Origin of the sequence: Corynebacterium sp. HMSC074C11 (assembly GCF_001809455.1) — a bacterium.
Classification (GTDB): Bacteria; Actinomycetota; Actinomycetes; order Mycobacteriales; family Mycobacteriaceae; genus Corynebacterium; species Corynebacterium amycolatum.
In genome coordinates this window covers 48124-64212 of sequence record NZ_KV797727.1, presented here as the reverse complement: position 1 = coordinate 64212, position 16089 = coordinate 48124, and the positions used below count along the sequence as shown (strand labels likewise).

Annotated in this window: 17 protein-coding genes; 8 read left to right on the top strand and 9 right to left on the bottom strand. The window is 59.8% G+C overall.

The window, feature by feature from the left end; genetic code table 11:
* Positions 1-33: 33 nt before the first annotated feature.
* A complete protein-coding gene (locus HMPREF2614_RS03095) occupies positions 34-501 on the bottom strand; it encodes a DUF4307 domain-containing protein (protein WP_038626188.1) in 468 nt (155 codons plus the stop codon).
* Between the two features lie 261 nt (positions 502-762).
* Between HMPREF2614_RS03095 and mca the strand changes: the two genes are divergently transcribed.
* From mca to HMPREF2614_RS03075, 4 genes are all read left to right on the top strand, one after another.
* Complete coding sequence (gene mca / locus HMPREF2614_RS03090; protein WP_042388838.1) at positions 763-1617, top strand: mycothiol conjugate amidase Mca; 855 nt, start codon at positions 763-765, stop codon at positions 1615-1617.
* Positions 1618-1644: 27 nt separating this feature from the next.
* Positions 1645-1929: a hypothetical protein gene (locus tag HMPREF2614_RS03085; protein ID WP_016423190.1), complete on the top strand. Its 285-nt coding sequence runs from the start codon at positions 1645-1647 to the stop codon at positions 1927-1929.
* Between the two features lie 312 nt (positions 1930-2241).
* Complete coding sequence (locus HMPREF2614_RS03080) at positions 2242-3333, top strand: 3-deoxy-7-phosphoheptulonate synthase (protein ID WP_070560110.1); 1092 nt, start codon at positions 2242-2244, stop codon at positions 3331-3333.
* Positions 3334-3371: 38 nt separating this feature from the next.
* Positions 3372-4157, top strand: coding sequence for an isoprenyl transferase (locus tag HMPREF2614_RS03075; protein WP_070560108.1), 786 nt, complete (start codon positions 3372-3374; stop codon positions 4155-4157).
* Between the two features lie 30 nt (positions 4158-4187).
* On the opposite strand, the gene coaA is transcribed toward HMPREF2614_RS03075, so the two are convergent.
* Positions 4188-5123: a type I pantothenate kinase gene (coaA, locus tag HMPREF2614_RS03070; RefSeq protein WP_038626177.1), complete on the bottom strand. Its 936-nt coding sequence runs from the start codon at positions 5121-5123 to the stop codon at positions 4188-4190.
* A 150-nt stretch (positions 5124-5273) separates the two neighbouring features.
* Between coaA and glyA the strand changes: the two genes are divergently transcribed.
* Positions 5274-6575, top strand: coding sequence for a serine hydroxymethyltransferase (gene glyA, locus HMPREF2614_RS03065; protein ID WP_049192849.1), 1302 nt, complete (start codon positions 5274-5276; stop codon positions 6573-6575).
* 71 nt (positions 6576-6646) lie between these two features.
* Here glyA and HMPREF2614_RS03060 read toward each other — a convergent pair whose 3' ends face one another.
* Positions 6647-7864 (bottom strand): HNH endonuclease signature motif containing protein, encoded by a 1218-nt coding sequence (locus tag HMPREF2614_RS03060; protein WP_235191262.1) that lies wholly within the window; start codon positions 7862-7864, stop codon positions 6647-6649.
* A gap of 171 nt (positions 7865-8035) precedes the next feature.
* Positions 8036-8593 carry a GNAT family N-acetyltransferase gene (locus HMPREF2614_RS03055; RefSeq protein ID WP_070560106.1) on the bottom strand — a complete coding sequence of 186 codons (558 nt, stop codon included), beginning with the start codon at positions 8591-8593 and terminating at the stop codon, positions 8036-8038.
* A gap of 80 nt (positions 8594-8673) precedes the next feature.
* On the opposite strand from HMPREF2614_RS03055, the gene HMPREF2614_RS03050 reads away from it, so the two are divergent.
* Positions 8674-9432 (top strand): enoyl-CoA hydratase-related protein, encoded by a 759-nt coding sequence (locus HMPREF2614_RS03050; protein ID WP_049182362.1) that lies wholly within the window; start codon positions 8674-8676, stop codon positions 9430-9432.
* Positions 9433-9474: 42 nt separating this feature from the next.
* Here HMPREF2614_RS03050 and metS read toward each other — a convergent pair whose 3' ends face one another.
* From metS to HMPREF2614_RS03025, 5 genes are all read right to left on the bottom strand, one after another.
* Positions 9475-9642, bottom strand: coding sequence for a methionine/alanine import NSS transporter subunit MetS (gene metS, locus HMPREF2614_RS03045; protein WP_038626160.1), 168 nt, complete (start codon positions 9640-9642; stop codon positions 9475-9477).
* Between the two features lie 5 nt (positions 9643-9647).
* Complete coding sequence (locus tag HMPREF2614_RS03040; protein WP_070560104.1) at positions 9648-11258, bottom strand: sodium-dependent transporter; 1611 nt, start codon at positions 11256-11258, stop codon at positions 9648-9650.
* Between the two features lie 295 nt (positions 11259-11553).
* The gene (locus tag HMPREF2614_RS03035; protein ID WP_038626156.1) at positions 11554-12726 is read right to left on the bottom strand and encodes an acyl-CoA dehydrogenase family protein; all 1173 of its coding nucleotides are present in this window, start codon (positions 12724-12726) and stop codon (positions 11554-11556) included.
* 636 nt (positions 12727-13362) lie between these two features.
* Positions 13363-14136, bottom strand: coding sequence for an alpha/beta fold hydrolase (locus tag HMPREF2614_RS03030; RefSeq protein ID WP_038626154.1), 774 nt, complete (start codon positions 14134-14136; stop codon positions 13363-13365).
* Between the two features lie 42 nt (positions 14137-14178).
* Positions 14179-14571: a DUF5997 family protein gene (locus tag HMPREF2614_RS03025; RefSeq protein ID WP_070560190.1), complete on the bottom strand. Its 393-nt coding sequence runs from the start codon at positions 14569-14571 to the stop codon at positions 14179-14181.
* A 40-nt stretch (positions 14572-14611) separates the two neighbouring features.
* On the opposite strand from HMPREF2614_RS03025, the gene HMPREF2614_RS03020 reads away from it, so the two are divergent.
* Together HMPREF2614_RS03020 and HMPREF2614_RS03015 are read left to right on the top strand one after the other, a co-directional pair.
* The gene (locus HMPREF2614_RS03020) at positions 14612-15364 is read left to right on the top strand and encodes a type 2 periplasmic-binding domain-containing protein (RefSeq protein WP_038626152.1); all 753 of its coding nucleotides are present in this window, start codon (positions 14612-14614) and stop codon (positions 15362-15364) included.
* A 64-nt stretch (positions 15365-15428) separates the two neighbouring features.
* The gene (locus HMPREF2614_RS03015) at positions 15429-16061 is read left to right on the top strand and encodes a GNAT family N-acetyltransferase (RefSeq protein WP_038626150.1); all 633 of its coding nucleotides are present in this window, start codon (positions 15429-15431) and stop codon (positions 16059-16061) included.
* The last annotated feature ends 28 nt before the right edge of the window (positions 16062-16089 follow it).

Here is a 16089-nt window from a genome sequence, read left to right as displayed (position 1 = left end):
CCGCAGCGCATGATCCTCAGTCGCGAAGGGAGATTATTTCGCAGGTGCGAGGAACTCCGGAATGTCGGTGGAGCAGCCATAGACATCGCCTGCGACGGCCAGCTCGCGGGTGGCAATGGGGACGTCCATCCGCACGGTAGCGGGGCCGCCGCCCGGGATGAATACGTCGCGACGGCCGACCTCTGCCACGTCATAGTTCAGCGCATAGATAATGCAGTAGCTATCCAGCTCCGGCTTTTCGCGGGTGACATCCAGTGTGAAGATGAACTGCTCATCTTCCTTACCTGGAGTGCGGCTCCAGCCCGCTTGCGTTGCAGAGACATCCGGGGCGGAGACGCGGTTCATCTGAACGAAGATGTATGCGCCGGCGATGACGAGCATGCCAACAATAGCGATGACAACCAATTTTGCGGGGAGAGTGCGACTGTTGTCCCCATAGCGCTCGCGCTGCTCGTTAGGCGCTGCGGTATTTCGGGTGTTTCGCTCCGAACTTTCAGCCATGCTTTTTAGCCTATCGGAGTTCTCGGTCGACGTGGTAAAATGTTGACAGTTAAACAATCTTTCTGGTGTGGCGCGGTGTCCTGCTGCTATGTCGTTCCGCCGAGTAGCGATGCTGCGTGGTCATATGATGGTGCAGCGCTATAGTGGGGCGGTATTGAAACGGTGCTGGAGTAGCATCGTTGCGGTCGAAGGGCTCCGGCCTTGGCCAGAAAACATGGACTGAGATAGTAGCGGGAGTGACTTCAATTGACACTTCGTCTGATGGCAATTCACGCTCATCCTGATGACGAATCGAGCAAGGGCGCCGCAACGATGGCCCGATATGCGGCGGAAGGGCATCGCGTCAAAGTGGTGACCTGCACCGGCGGTGAGGCCGGTAGCATTCTCAACCCTGCGATGGATCGGCCGGAGGTGCGGGAGAATATCGCCGCAGTGCGCGTTCACGAAATGGCTGCAGCCGCTGAGACTCTCGGCGTTGAACATGAGTGGCTCGGCTTTACCGACTCCGGTCTGCCTGCGGGCAACCCGGTGCCGGTGCTGTCGCACGGAGTGTTTGCTCGCCAATCGGTCGAGGATGCGACCAAGCCTCTCATTCGGGCAATTCGCGAGTTTCGTCCGCACGTCGTCATTACTTACGACGAAAACGGTGGCTACCCGCACCCGGACCACATCATGACCCATATCGTGTCCATGCGCGCTTGGCTGGAGTCTGGAACGGATAAGTACCCCGAGCTCGGTGAACCATGGGAAATCTCCAAGCTCTACTACACCCACGGTTTCATCAAGGCGCGTCTCATCGCGCTGGACAACTACTACCGCGACAACGGTTTGGAAAGCCCGCTGGCCGAGTCCTTCCGCCGTTGGACTAAGACTCCCGGCGACATCATGACCCGCGTGACCACGCAGGTTGAGTGCGGCGAATACTTCCAGCAGCGGGATCAGGCGCTGCTGGCGCACGCTACGCAGATCGATCCGAACGGGCCATTCTTCGCCGTGCCGGTAGACATTCAGCAGCGCGTTTGGCCGACCGAAGAGTTTGAGCTTGCCCGCACTCGAGTGCAGACCGAGCTGCCAGAGACCGATCTCTTCGCCGGTATCGACCCCGACGCGGAATAGTCCGGAATTAACGCTAAGCTGGAACTCATGATTGAAAGCTTCGATGCCTTGGCGGCTCGCACGACAATTTTCCTGGCGCAGAACCCCACTGGTCCGCGGGGTGCTGACTTCGGAAAGGCCTCTCCTGTTGGCCTGCTCATCATTGTCGTTTTGCTCATCGTCATCCTGGCTCTCGGCTGGGATCTCTCGCGGCGCGCGAAGCGCATGGCCGCTCGCCGGAAGTTCGCCGAGGCGCACGACATGGATCCCTTCGATTCCGAGGCTGTGGATAAGGCGATGGCTGCAGCAGAGCAGCGTCGTGAAGCGGAGTAGTCAGCGTCAAGGTGTGTGCGCGTCGCTTGACGACGGGTAGTTGCGCGCACCCCTGATTGTTTCCCGTGTGGCGGGATTTGGAGTTCGAATTGCGGGATTCTAGGCAGTGCGCTACAGTCAAGCGCATGCGTATGTGGCGATTTTATTTTTCGAAGGCTCCGGAGGCAGTGACGACATAGTCACAGCCGGCGGCTAATCGTCACGTCGCCACCAACCGGAGCCAAAGGCAGCAGCCCCACCAATAGGGGCGCTGCCTTTTGTCGTATCTACAGCCAAATACATGCGTAACGCCCCAGAGAAAAGAGACCTCAGATGACCCCTCCAACTTCCCTCGAAGCCCCCGCCTCTACCGCGAACCGCCGTGTCGTAGCCTTCCACGACCTGCCCTCCCCAGAAGAGGTCATGGCCAAACAGCCACTGACCCCGAACCTAGTTAACGAAGTGGAGCAGTCGCGACTCGACATCGCCCGCGTCATCGCCCGCGAGGACGACCGCCTGCTGGTCGTTGTCGGCCCGTGCTCCATTCACGACCCCGAGGCCGCCATCGACTACGCCCGCCGCCTGAAGGCCACCGCCGATGAGCTCGACGAGGACCTGCTGGTCGTCATGCGCGTCTACTTCGAAAAGCCGCGCACCACCGTCGGCTGGAAGGGACTCATCAACGACCCCGACCTGGATAGCTCCTTCAAAATCAACAAGGGCCTGCACATGGCCCGCGAGGTGCTCATCGAGGTCCTGCGCACCGGCCTGCCCGCCGGTGCTGAATTCCTCGAGCCCAACAGCCCGCAGTACATCGCCGACGCCGTCTCCTGGGGTGCGATTGGTGCGCGCACCACGGAGTCGCAGGTCCACCGCCAGCTCGCTTCCGGACTTTCCATGCCCATCGGCTTCAAAAACGGCACCGACGGCAACGTCCAGGTCGCCGTGGACTCGCTGGTCTCTGCAGCAAACCCGCACTTCTTCTTCGGCATGAACGACCAGGGCCGCGCCGCCGTCGTCGAAACCGCCGGCAACCACAATTGCCACCTCATTCTCCGCGGCGGCACCTCCGGCCCGAACTGGGACGAGGCATCGCTTAACGACGCCGAAGCCCGCCTGAACAAGGCCGAGCAAACCATCAGCATCATGGTGGACGCCTCCCACGCCAATTCCGGAAAATCCGAGGTGCGCCAGGCCGAGGTCGTTGAGGAGCTCGGCAAGCTCATCGGTGCCGGCGACGAGCGCATCACCGGCATCATGATGGAGTCCTTCCTCGAAGCCGGTGCGCAAAAAATTACCGATGGGCGTAATGGCCTCGTATACGGCAAGTCCGTCACCGATGCCTGCATGGATTGGGAAACCACCGACCGGCTGCTGCGTACGCTTGCGACAGAAGTCCGGAAGCGTCGGCAGGCACGTGACTAAGCACAAAGCGGCCGTGCCCATTGGGTAGAGTTACATATGTGAAAGAAAACCAGCCGTCCTCACTCCGGCGGATTGCGTATCCGCTCTACGAGCGCAAACTAGCCCAAGAGCTAGAAGGAAAACCTCGCCCCAAGCACGTTGCCATCATGGCCGATGGCAACCGCCGCTGGGCGAGGGAGGCTGGCTTCACCGACGTAAGCCACGGCCACCGCGTCGGCTCCCGCAAAATCGCAGAATTCGTCGGCTGGTGCGCCGAGCAGGAAATCGAGCTGGTCACCATCTACCTGCTCTCCACCGAAAACCTCGGGCGCGACCCCGAAGAGCTGGAGTTACTGTTCGACATCATCGCCGACGTCGTCGACGAATTGGCGCAATCGCCTAACGACGTGCGCCTGCGCATGGTCGGCCACCTCGAGCTCCTTCCGGAAAGAATGACCGCCCGGCTACGCCACGACGAAGAAGTCACTGCGAACAACACCGGCATCCAGGTCAACATCGCCGTTGGCTACGGCGGCCGGCAGGAAATCGTCGACGCAGTACGCAGAATCATCCGGGAATCAGTCGCCGAAGGAATCGATGCTGCCGAGCTCGAGGAGAGCATCACCACCGACGCCATTTCTCGCCGCCTCTATACATCCGGACAACCGGACCCCGATCTAGTCATCCGCACTTCCGGAGAACAGCGGCTCAGCGGCTTCCTCCTCTGGCAAACCGCCTACTCCGAGATTTGGTTCACCGATACCTACTGGCCCGAATTCCGCCGCATCGACTTCCTCCGCGCACTTCGAGACTTTTCGCAGCGCTCACGCCGCTTCGGCAAATAACCTCCCTACATCCGGAAAAATTTCCGGATGTTAGAGTTTGCGCATCCGGACCCTCGAAACCTTGTGGTCCCGAGACTTCGTAAGAACTAATGACGCCCGCACTCGAGTGGGCAAAATATTTTCCGTCAGGTTCGGCAAGTTCACCTGCTGCCAAATGCGTCGGGCCACCTCGGCCGCAGCTTCGTCGTCAAGCGTGGCGTAATCCGCGAAGTGTGCGCCCGGAGCGCGAAACGCCGTCTGGCGGAGACTGAGGAAACGATTAATGTACCAGCGTTCGATGTCCGCGCGCGGGGCATCGACGTAGACACTGAAATCGAAAAGATCGGAAATCATCAGCGTCGGGCCCGTCTGCAAAACGTTGAGCCCCTCGAGAATGAGAATGTCCGGACGATCGACATCGACGAACTCATCCGGCACCCGGTCATAGAGCGTGTGCGAATACACCGGCGCCTTCACATGCCGCGCCCCCGACTTCACCGCCGTGACAAACCGCATCAACGCACGCTGATCATACGACTCCGGATACCCCTTGCGCTGCATAATGCCACGGCGATTCAATTCCTCAGAAGGGTAGAGGAAGCCATCAGTGGTGACCAAGTCCACCCGCGGATTAGTCTCCCAGCGCTCGAGCAGTACCTGCAGCAAACGCGCCGTCGTTGACTTGCCGACCGCCACCGAACCCGCGACGCCGATAATGAACGGCACCGACGCCCCCTTCGAAGGATTTTCCCCAAGGAAGTTCGACGTTACAGCGTTCAGCTCCCGATGCGCCGCCACACGCATGTGAATCAGGCGAGAAAGCGGAAGATAGACCTCGGCGACTTCGTCCAGGTCGATGTTTTCACCGATACCGGAAAGTCGTTCAGCTTCCTCTTCCGTCAGCACCAGAGGCATATTCTTGCGCATTTCGCGCCACTGCTCGCGTTTGAACTCGACGTACGGGCTGGGGGATGTTGCGCGCGTCATACTTCCAATTGTGCCAAGGGGGTGCCGAAAACCGGAAAACGAGTCAATAAAGGGGGCATGCTTGATTGGTGCTGCTTTCGTGGTTTGCCCCATAAAGGGCTAGCATGGCCTGTGGCATTGAAGTTTTATTGAAAGGTCGAAAACCTACTCATGACCGGGGCTAACAATAACGATGTCCGCTACCAATCGCTGCGTGAACTCGATCCCGACCTCGCAGAGGCAATGGCAGGGGAGCTCTCTCGTCAGCGTGACATGCTCGAAATGATTGCTAGTGAGAACTTTGTTCCACGTGCAGTGCTGCAGGCTCAGGGCTCGGTTCTGACCAACAAGTACGCCGAAGGATACCCGGGTCGTCGTTACTACGGCGGCTGCGAATACGTCGACGTCGTCGAGGACATGGCACGCAACCGCGCCAAGGAGCTCTTCGGCGCTGAGTTCGCCAACGTTCAGCCGCACGCAGGCGCGCAGGCCAACGCTGCCGTTCTGCATGCGCTGATCAACGCCGGCGACAAGATTATGGGCCTCGACCTGGCACACGGCGGTCACCTGACCCACGGCATGAAGCTGAACTTCTCCGGCAAGCTCTACCACGTCGCCGCATACGGTGTGGATAAGGACACCATGCGGATCGATATGGACAAGGTGCGTGAGCAGGCGCTCGCAGAAAAGCCGGATGTCCTCATCGCAGGTTGGTCGGCGTACCCGCGCCACCTCGACTTCGAAGCTTTCCGCTCCATCGCCGATGAGGTCGGCGCGAAGCTGTGGACGGACATGGCGCACTTCGCAGGTTTGGTTGCCGCCGGTCTGCACCCGTCGCCGGTTCCGCATTCTGACGTTGTGTCGACCACCGTTCACAAGACTCTCGGTGGCCCTCGTTCGGGCATGATTTTGGCCAAGCAGGAGTACGCCAAGAAGCTGAACTCCGCTGTTTTCCCGGGGCAGCAGGGTGGCCCGCTGATGCACGCTATCGCCGGCAAGGCCGTGGCGCTGAAGATTGCTGGTACCGAGGAGTTCAAGGAGCGCCAGCAGCGCACTCTCGCCGGTGCCCGCATCCTGGCTGAGCGTCTCACCGCTGCCGACTGCGCCGAGGCTGGCGTCGATGTTCTCACTGGCGGCACCGATGTCCACCTGGTTCTGGCGGATTTGCGGAATTCGGAGATGAACGGCCAGGAGGCCGAGGATCTACTCCATGCTGTTGGTATCACTGTCAACCGGAATGCTGTTCCGTTTGACCCGCGTCCTCCGATGGTTACATCTGGACTTCGTATCGGTACTCCGGCGCTGGCCACCCGCGGTCTCGACGAGAAGGCCTTCACCGAGGTCGCCGATGTCATCGGTACTGCTCTCGCCGCCGGCAAGAATGCGGATGTCGACTCCCTGCGTGCTCGTGTTTCGAAGATCGCTCAGGAATTCCCGCTTTACGACGGCATCGAGGACTGGAACCTCATCTAATTCTGCGTTTTTGCAGCGCAAGTACCCGTTCTAGCAGTGCGCTAGGACGGGTTTTCCCGTACATCCGGGTTTTATTCCGGAGGTGGTGGCTCCGGCCCGAGCTGTCTCGTCGTACCCGCTCGATACCCCGCGTAGGACCTCCCGGACATTGATGTCACAAATGAGTTGCTAAACAGAGGCGGTCGAGTTTTGTCCGGCGGGCGCCATCGAATATGTCCGGATGTGGGGATGCGTTCGAGGTAGCCGTTGCGTCCTTCCCGGTCGTCGTCGTTAAGCCCGTTGTGTTCTCGGCAGACCATGGTGAGGTTGTCCAGCGTGGTTGTGCCGCCGTTTTTGTGGGCGACTAGGTGGTGCGCTTGTCCGCTATAGGCGGGGCGTTCACAGCCGGGCCAGGCGCAGATGGGGTTGTCGATGAGCATCGCGATGCGCTGCTCTTCAGTCGCCAGACGTGGGTTGCCGATGGGAAATAAGTCCGTAATGGCGCTGTGTTCGTCGTAAAGCACGGCCCACCCGGTGTCGGCGAGTAGGGCGTTGAGGAAGACGTCGGGCGCGAGCGCGGAGCCGTTGGTGGTGGCGGCGAAGCGCGGGCTGTAGTCGACGATGTCTTGCGCGGTGATGATGATGGCGGGTTGGTAGCGCATTTCATCGAGCTTGTCGACGGGCATTGCGGCATCGGCATGCTCGAGGCGTTCGGCAAGCGCCTGACCGACGCATCGGTCGTGGGAAAACTCCGGATGGGACTTCCGGATTTCTGCGGCGCGGATGGTAAGCGGCGACAGGAGATTGTCGAGCATATCCGAGGGGCCGGAGATGTGGAAGTGCTTCATTCCCCGGATGTCTACCTTCCGGGAAAACCGGGCGCGCAGGTGCTGGGGTGGTTCGTCTTCGGTGTTGAGCTCGGTGAGAGTTTCCCGCATGTAGAGGTCCAGTTCTTCGAAGCCGAGACGCTCGGCCGCCGCGACGAATGTGAGCCGCAGGTTGTCGTGGAGTTCTGCGTTGTTGGCTTGGCGGCTGCGCTTGTCGATAAGCACGCAGGTGTCCAGGCTGAGCCCGAGTCGGCGGGCCAGAGCTGCTGCGTCTTCGCGGGCTTTGGTGTTTTCCTCGGTGTCAGCGGGTTGGAGATAGTGGGCGGCGACGCGTAGCAACAGCCGAAGGCGCGCCGGGTCAAGGCCGAGGGTTGCCGCCAGGTGGGAGGTGGCGGCGTGGCCGTCGGGACGCGCGGCGTGGAGTTCCGCCAGCGTGTCCATTCCGCGCGAGGCCAGTGCGGCGAGCGTCCCAAGAACTGTCATGCCTTTGAAGGTAAAAGTCCGGATGTAGGGGGACAACGCCCATGAGGGCAGGCTGTGGATAAGTCAGCCGGTTTAGCAGTTATCCACATCCGGACTTTTCTGTTGCCGCATTACCCTGCAAACGCAGCGCAGCTGAACCTTCACACCGCCGCACAGCAGCATCTCCGCTTTCTACGCCCCGAAGTCGCTTAGGGCATCGCCGGTGAGGCGGAAGGTCTCCCATTCGTCCATGGGGAAGGCACCGAGGGAGCGGTAGAAGTCGATGGAGGGCTGGTTCCATTTCAGGACGCACCATTCGACCCGCGAGTATCCGCGTTCCACGGCAATCCGCGCGAGGTTTTGCAGCAGCGCCTTGCCCTTGCCAGTGCCGCGCGACTCAGGACGGACGTAAAGGTCTTCGAGGTAGATGCCGTGGGTGCCTTCCCAGGTGGAGTAGTTCAGGAACCACAGTGCAATGCCGTCGAGGCGAGGGCCGCCACCAACACCGCCACTACTAACAACACTGCCACTACTAACACCGGCGCCGTTATCGTCGCAATCGTCCAAATTTCCGGATGTGGAGTCGACGACGTGGCAGAAAATCGCGGGGTTGTCCCCGAAGAGCTGTTCGCGCAGGCGCTCGGGGGTCAGTCGGACGGCGTCGGGTTCTTTTTCGTAGGCTGCCAGGTCTTTGATGAGGTCGACGATCTCGTGGACGTCGTCAGGCGTGGCGGGGCGTGGAAGTGTCATGTGTCCCTTGTTACTCGCGGCGGGTGATTTGGTGCAAAAGTGCGTCCGAGGCGGGGGAGATTGCGATAACCTGCGAGGTTATGAGCAACGTTACTCAAGACTTTTCCGACGGCATTCTAGCCATCACCATCGACCGCCCGGATGCATACAACTCCCTGGATAAGAATCTCCGGTTGGAGCTAAAAGCCGCTTTTGAGCGTGCGCAAGAGCCGGACGTGCGCGCTGTTATCCTGCTCGGCGGGCCGAAGGCGTTTTGCACGGGCCAGGATTTGAAGGAGCACATCTCTGACCTGCAGTCGGGCGCTGGCATGGGCAAGGTTGTCGAGGAGTACAACCCGATGGTTGCGGAGCTGACCGCGATTAACGTTCCGGTTACTGCCGCTATCGAAGGTGCTGCGGCGGGTGCCGGTTGGTCGCTGGCGCTGCACTGTGATTTCCGTATCGCTGGCCCGAAGGCGTCGTTCAAAGCGGCGTTCCCGTCGATTGGCCTGGCCACGGACTGTGGCATGTCGGCGCTGCTGCCGCGCATGGTCAGCGACGCGAAGGCGCGTGAGCTGTTGTTCTTCGATAAAAAGGTGCTTGCCGACGAGGCCCTGAGCCTCGGCCTGGTTACTGAAGTGGTAGACGATCCAGCGGCTCGGGCACGTGAGTTGGCAGCTCAGTTTGCCGCGGGCCCGACGGCCGCGCTGAAGGAGATTAAGGCTCTGCTGCGCCGGGACACTCTGGCCGCTGCGGCGGCGGAGGCGGATGCGCAGGCACGCCTGGCGGTCTCGGCCGACCATAAGGAAGCGGTGGCCGCTTTCTTGGAGAAGCGACCACCGCGTTTCGTAGGTGAGTAAGTCAGATACCTGGAGTGGCTGGGGAGAGGTAGTAGTGAAGAACTACTGCTCTTCCTGCGCTCCTAGTACTTCGCTGGTGAGTTCTGGGTGATCTCCCAGCTCACCGGAAACCTCGTCAGGGTGCTTGGATAGGCTGACCAGCGCGACCGCCAGGCCGCCCCAGATGACGATGATGAACAGTGCCATCATGACAATTGCGATACCGGACATTTGGCTTAAACCTCCTGATTTTCCGGAGTGTGCTTGCGTGGCAGGTGTGAGGTCCGCTTGAAATCTGGCGTCACGCCGAAGTCCGAGCCCGGAGGGCCGTCGAGACGGTGTTGGCCGCGCCAAGGCAGGATGGCCATAATCAGAGCGCCGATGAGAATCACGCCGATGACGCCCCAACCAAAGATGTCGATTTGGGTGTCGGAGTAGCCTTCGTAGTTTTCCTGGAAAAGTCCGATGAGCTCCTGGAACAGGATGACGGCGAGAATGACCGGCGTGATGTTTCCGACGAAGATCTGCCACATGGTGCCGACCTTGAACGAGGACACGGCGTTGAGGTGCATGGCGAATTCGTTGGTGCGGCGCAGGATCCAGTCGATTGCGATGATGGTCAGCAGCGCAACCAGGACGATACCGACGTTGTTGGTGAACTTATCGACGATGTCGAGGGTTACCAGACCTGAGGTGGTCGGGAAGGCCAGCAGCGAGATGACGGCCATGGAGCCACCGACGGTGAGAGTGGCCTGGACGCGGCCGAGGTTCAGCTTGTCCTTGACTGCGGAGACGACGACCTCAAGCAGCGACATCAGGGAGGTCACACCGGCGATTGCCAGGGAGAGGAAGAACAGCAGGCCGAAGACCGAACCGATGAAGTTTGGCATCTCAGAGATGACCGTCGGGAAGGCGATAAAGGCAAGGCCGATACCGGAGGTTGCGACCTCGTCGACAGCCTGGCCCGACTGCGTTGCCATGAAGCCCAGGGTGGCGAAGACACCGATACCGGCGAGAACTTCGAAGGAAGAGTTCGCGAACGCGGTGACCAGGCCGGAACCGGTGAGGTTGGTGCGTGGCTTCAGGTAGGAAGCGTAGGTCAGCATGATGCCGAACGCCACGGACAGGGAGAAGAAGATCTGGCCGTATGCGGCGATCCACACGCTGGAGTCGGTGAGTGCGGACCAGTCCGGGGTGAAGAATGCGTCCAGGCCCTTGGCAGCGCCTTCCAAGGTCAGGGAGTAGATGACCACTGCGACGAAGAGAACGGTCAGCAGTGGGATGAAGATAATCGAGACCTTACCGATGCCCCTGTCCACACCAGCGGCCAGAATGCCGATGACGAGAACCCAGACGACGAGCAGGACAATAGAAATCGACGGGACGAAGTCCAGCGAGAAGACGCTTTCGGTGTCGGCTTGGAGGAAGTCCTTCATGAAGTGGGTCTCGGCATTTGGACCCCAGCTCTTGCGGATGGACTTCCAGGCGTAGATGAAGGACCACGCGATAATAACGGCGTAGTAGACGGTGATGAAGAAGGCGATACCGACCTGAATCCAGCCAATTGGTTCAGCCCAGGGCTTGATGCGACGCATCGACTTCGGTGCTGACCCGCGGAAGCGGTGGCCGATGGCGAAGTCGAGGAAGAGTAGTGGGATACCTGCGGTCAAAAGCGCGACCAGGTAGGGGATAAGGAAGGCGCCACCGCCGGAGTCGTATGCGACATAGGGGAAACGCCAGATGTTTCCGAGCCCGACTGCCGAGCCGATGGCGGCGAAAATGAAGGCTGCTCGGGTGGAAAACACCTCCCTTCGCTGAGGGGTAGCGGTCGAGTTGGTTGTGCTCATACCTCTGGAACTCCAATCCTTCATCTTCGGTCACGCGCCCCGCGTGGCCGAGGGGAAAATTGGTGAAGTGCATCACCATTACCTAATGGAATCTTAGTATATGAGATAGGTATCTCATTGTATAGTTTCAGTTTTGTAGGGGGTAATGGTTTTGGTGAGGACTGTGGCACAGGGGGGGGGCAGCTCCAATCAAGCCTCGTAAATAATCACCAGCCATCCACTTTGAGGTATGCAAAACCCCGCCAGGAAAACCTGACGGGGTTTGTGTCGAATCAGCTAGGCCGACGTGCGCTATTTACTCTGCGCCGCCCTTGGCGATGCGACGGAAGATGATTTCCTTCATGATCTCGTTGGTGCCACCGTAAATGGTCTGGACCTTGGAGTCGAGGTAGTGAGTGGAAATCGGGTACTCGAGCATGAAGCCGTAGCCACCGAACATCTGCAGGCAGCGGGTAACGATGTCCTGCTGCTCCTCGGTAGTCCAGTACTTGGCCATGGAAGCGCCGGTCTCGTCCAGCTTGCCTGCGTTGTGAGCCATAACAGCCTGGTCAACGAAAGCCTGCAGGGCGGTGACGCGGGTAGCGATGTCGGCCAGGTAGTGGCCGTGGACCTGGTGCTGGATGATCGGGCGGCCGAATGCCTCGCGCTCCTGGGCGTACTTGTAAGCCAGAGTCCAAGCGCGGCGGGAAGTTGCGACAGAGCCGCAAGCCAGGGTCAGGCGCTCGTGTGCGAGGTTGGTGCGCAGGTAGCCGAAGGCAGCGCCCTCTTCGCCGAGTAGGTTCTCGGCCGGAACGCGGACGTTGTCGAAGTTGAGCTCAGCGGTGTCCTGGGCCTTCAGGCCGACCTTCTGCAGCGGGCCAGCCTTGGTGAAGCCCTCGAGGTCGGCGTCGACGATGAACATGGAGACACCAGCGCGGCCCTTGGATGGGTCGGTGATAGCTGCGACGAGAGCGAAGTCGGCCATCATGCCGTTGGAGATGAAGATCTTGGTGCCGTTGAGGACGTAGTGGTCGCCGTCCTTCTTGGCGAAGGTGCGCATACCTGCCAGGTCGGAACCTGCGCCCGGTTCGGTCATGGCGAGGCAGCCGATGGTGTCGCCGGCGTTCATGGAAGCCAGGTACTTCTGCTTCTGCTCTTCGTTGCCGAACTTAGCCAGGTACGGAGCGACCAGGTCGTTGAGAACGCCGAAGGAAACGACGATGGAGCCACAGTCAGCGTTGGAGAGCTCCTCGTTCAGGACCTGGTTGTAGCGGAAGTCCATCTCTCCGCCGCCGCCGTATGCCTCCGGAGTGGACATACCAATCAGGCCGAGCTCACCGGCCTTCTTGAAGACCTCGCGGTCCGGCTGACCTTCCTTGTGCCAGCGCTCTACGTTCGGGGTGATTTCCTTCTCGACGAAGCCGCGAACCATGTCGCGGAACATGTTGTGCTCTTCTTCGAAGTGAGTACGGGGCAGAAAGTCCTTCATGACATGCTCCTAGAAATATTGTCGTGGAATTTTTGTCTTAAGGCCTTTTCGTACGTCGCAGATAAACGCTGCAGATAAACGCGATGGCCTCGGTTCATCGTCATAGTGACTATGACTGTTGTACCCCATTATGCATGAGTGTGATGAGAGACACTTGTTTTTTTAAAAGTTTTTTCCCGATTGGTGATGTGGAATCGCTTGACGACGGATATTGCGCTCAGCCCTCCCGGAAAACTACCCCCGTTGCGGTTGGGGGTTGCTATTGAATTTTGGGCTATCAGCGACGGTCGGCAATGTTAGGTAATGCTAACCTGCAAAGCCAGGTGAATGGCTATTTTTGTCATGTTTGCTAGTTGGGCCGCTGGGGCTTTGGGGTGCGGGGGTTGTGTGTGTGAGGTAGTCGCCATGGGGGTGATTAACGAAACATTTTCGTTTTCTTATTCCCATTAGTGCTGGTGGTCGTTAGTATGAGCATCAGGTGGAGACCGGTTCCCTTGATTATCCGAGTTTCTTCCACTGCAGTCATAGCAACCTCCAATTGCACTCGAAAAAATGACGCGACCCGTGCGCCGTCCCTGTGGAATGGACAGCGAGCAGGTCGCGTCATTTTTATTTTTTTATTGCTTCGATTAGGCGCTAGTCGGCAATCCCATCAATGTGCGCCAGCAGAGCAGAGTTGTAGTACTCCGGGGTTTCCTGGTTAAGCAGGTGCTTGGCCGGCGAAACGACGACCATGGTCGAGCCCGCGATGCCGTCGTGAAGCGAAGTGACGACGTCGAGTGACGTAGAGGTGTCTTGCTTGCCAGCGATGACCAGCGTCGGAGCGGTGATCTCGGCGAGGCGCTCGCGGGTGTCGAAGCGGGACAGTGCTCCGCAGGCGCCGATGTAGCCGTCATCGGGGCAATCTGCGATCATGTCGCGGAAGCGGGCGGGGAGCTCAGGGGTGGTGTCGAAGCACTCGTCGGTAAACCAGTTGCGGACGACAGTGTCTGCGAGCGCGACCGTGCCCTTGTCGCGCACGAGCTCGGCCTTTTCCTGCCAGGCCTCGGGTGTGCCGAATTTCGGTGCCGTCGACGACAGCGTCAGGCTGACCACACGATCGGCGTGTTCTAGTGCGACGGTCTGGGCGATAGCGCCGCCGAGAGATAGTCCCACAAAATGTGCGCGGTCAACATCCTCTTCGTCGAGGACCTCGATGATGTCGGCGGCCAAGTGGCTCATGTCCCACTCACCCTCGGGGATAGGGGATTCGCCATGGCCACGGACATCTGGCGTGATGACCTGGTACTTTTCGCTCAAAGCGGCTACCTGTGGCTCCCACATCCCCTGTGTGGTGCCCAGCGAGCCAATCAGGACAACCGTACCGTTGCCCTTGTGGTTGATTGCATGTGCGGTGTAGTCGATGGCCACGAGGATCCTCCTTGAAGACGTCGGCTGTGTCGGCTGTGTCTGCTATTTCTCGGCGTTGCGAGCAGCTTCGGCGGCAGCCCGACCAGGGCCGTCGTCCTTCTTGGACTCTGCCTCAGCGGCTTCCACGCGCTGCTTCGCCATGGACTCACGAGCGACCTCCAGCCACTCCGGCATCTGCTCGAGCAAATCCTTAATCTCCGCCGTTGTCAGCGGCCTGTCCATGTCATTCTTCTTCAACGCCGTGATAGTAATGCCCAGCTTGCGGGCAACTTCCGGGCGCGGGTGCGGTCCGTTGCGACGTAGCTCAGCGAGCCACTCCGGCGGATTGGACTGCAGTTCCGCAAACTGCGCGTGCGAAATCTCACCAGTGCGAAATTCCTCGGGTGTGGCCGGGAGGAAAATGCCAAGTTTCTTGGCTGCGGTTAGGGGTTTCATGGGTTCAACGCTAGCACCCATTCGAGTAACCTTGCGGAGTATGTCGACTCCTGAACCCGCCGTCCTGCGCATCGTGTTCGCCACCGGCACCAGTCCCGAGAAGTGGTTTCGCCGCTTTAGAGAGCGGATTCCGGCAACACTGCACACCCACGCCGCCGACGATCCGATGTCCGACCTGGTCGGCGGTGCCGCTGACATGGCGCTGGTTCGGTTAGAGTCTGAAAGCTCGCTGCCCGAGTCGCTCCATCGCATCCGGCTTTACGACGAAGCCTGGGGCGTGGCCTACGAAAAAGAACACGTATTCTCCCTCACAGAGTCCGTGCCGGAGGAGCTGTTGGCAGACGAAACTGTGCTGCTGACCTCCGTGGATGCGGACGAGCTGCGACAGATGCTGCCTGTCGCAGCCACTGGTGCAGGTGTCGTAGTGGGGCCTCGCACGATTTTGAAGGCGCTATCGAAGAAGGCGGTGGCCTCATCGAACTTGGTGGCCGAGGAAGGTGCCACAGATCCGCTGTCCCGGACAGCTATTTGGTTGGTGTGGCCGAAAGCAGAGGACGACGAGCTCCGGCAGGAGTTCGTCGGCATTGTCCAGGGGCGTCGGGAGGGATCGACACGCACGCAGCTGGGGCGCAGGAACCCTGATGAGCACCCGAAGAAGTTGTCGGCCCGAGAAAAGACGCTTGCTAAGCAAGCCCGCCGGCAGCGCGCTGGGGCCGTCGTAAAGCATGCGCGCAGTGGCCGTGGCGGACGTCGAAGCGGTGGCGGAAGCGGGCGACCACGCAGGAGAAAGTAATCTTTTTACAATATTTTTGCCGTTTCGTTCGACGTGCGCGAAAAAATTAGCCACACTTGTAGTTATGGCTGAAAAGAAGCGCGATTTCACGATTCGAATGATGCGTGAAGAGGACTATCCACAGATCCAAGAGATCTACGAGATTGGCCTGGATACGGGGCATGCGTCGTGGGAGCACTCCGCTCCGGAGTGGGACGAATTCATCGCACTCAAACGAGTGGATTTGTGTTACGTCGCCGTCGACGCAGAGAACCCGGATAAGATTCTGGCTTGGGCATCAGCAGCGCCGGTATCCAAGCGCCCGATTTTCAATGGCGTCATCGAAGACTCCATCTACGTCCACCCTGACGGGCAGGGCATGGGGCTGGCGGCGACGCTGCTGCAGAAGCTTATCGACGATGCCACGGAGCGCGGCTGCTGGTCGATTCACTCGTGGGTCTTCCCGGAGAATGTGGGATCGCTAAAGCTGCATCGAAAGCTTGGCTTCCGAGAAGTGGGGATTTACCACCACATGGCAAAGATGACCTACGGCCCAATGGCGGGGCAGTGGCGCGATGTCATTATTTTGGAAAAGCTCCTGGAAAAGCCAGAGGAGCGTGCGCTGAAGCGCGTCCAGGAAGAAGCAGAAGCCGCCGGTGAGCCGAACCGTCCGATTCTGGACAAGCTCGACCGCGCCGACGGCCAGGTGGGGGCATAGCTGCCGGGAGCTGTGGCTCCCGCGAATT

What these genes read in the sequence shown, in the direction of transcription:
- HMPREF2614_RS03060 (WP_235191262.1), bottom strand. Translation starts at nt 7,864, where the DNA reads ATGACAGTTCTTGGGACGCTCGCCGCACTGGCCTCGCGCGGAATGGAC.
- mca (WP_042388838.1), top strand. Translation starts at nt 763, where the DNA reads ATGGCAATTCACGCTCATCCTGATGACGAATCGAGCAAGGGCGCCGCA.
- metS (WP_038626160.1), bottom strand. Translation starts at nt 9,642, where the DNA reads ATGTCCGGTATCGCAATTGTCATGATGGCACTGTTCATCATCGTCATC.
- HMPREF2614_RS03050 (WP_049182362.1), top strand. Translation starts at nt 8,674, where the DNA reads ATGAGCAACGTTACTCAAGACTTTTCCGACGGCATTCTAGCCATCACC.
- HMPREF2614_RS03035 (WP_038626156.1), bottom strand. Translation starts at nt 12,726, where the DNA reads ATGAAGGACTTTCTGCCCCGTACTCACTTCGAAGAAGAGCACAACATG.
- HMPREF2614_RS03095 (WP_038626188.1), bottom strand. Translation starts at nt 501, where the DNA reads ATGGCTGAAAGTTCGGAGCGAAACACCCGAAATACCGCAGCGCCTAAC.
- HMPREF2614_RS03020 (WP_038626152.1), top strand. Translation starts at nt 14,612, where the DNA reads ATGTCGACTCCTGAACCCGCCGTCCTGCGCATCGTGTTCGCCACCGGC.
- HMPREF2614_RS03080 (WP_070560110.1), top strand. Translation starts at nt 2,242, where the DNA reads ATGACCCCTCCAACTTCCCTCGAAGCCCCCGCCTCTACCGCGAACCGC.
- HMPREF2614_RS03025 (WP_070560190.1), bottom strand. Translation starts at nt 14,571, where the DNA reads ATGAAACCCCTAACCGCAGCCAAGAAACTTGGCATTTTCCTCCCGGCC.
- HMPREF2614_RS03015 (WP_038626150.1), top strand. Translation starts at nt 15,429, where the DNA reads ATGGCTGAAAAGAAGCGCGATTTCACGATTCGAATGATGCGTGAAGAG.
- HMPREF2614_RS03085 (WP_016423190.1), top strand. Translation starts at nt 1,645, where the DNA reads ATGATTGAAAGCTTCGATGCCTTGGCGGCTCGCACGACAATTTTCCTG.
- HMPREF2614_RS03055 (WP_070560106.1), bottom strand. Translation starts at nt 8,593, where the DNA reads ATGACACTTCCACGCCCCGCCACGCCTGACGACGTCCACGAGATCGTC.
- HMPREF2614_RS03040 (WP_070560104.1), bottom strand. Translation starts at nt 11,258, where the DNA reads ATGAGCACAACCAACTCGACCGCTACCCCTCAGCGAAGGGAGGTGTTT.
- coaA (WP_038626177.1), bottom strand. Translation starts at nt 5,123, where the DNA reads ATGACGCGCGCAACATCCCCCAGCCCGTACGTCGAGTTCAAACGCGAG.
- glyA (WP_049192849.1), top strand. Translation starts at nt 5,274, where the DNA reads ATGACCGGGGCTAACAATAACGATGTCCGCTACCAATCGCTGCGTGAA.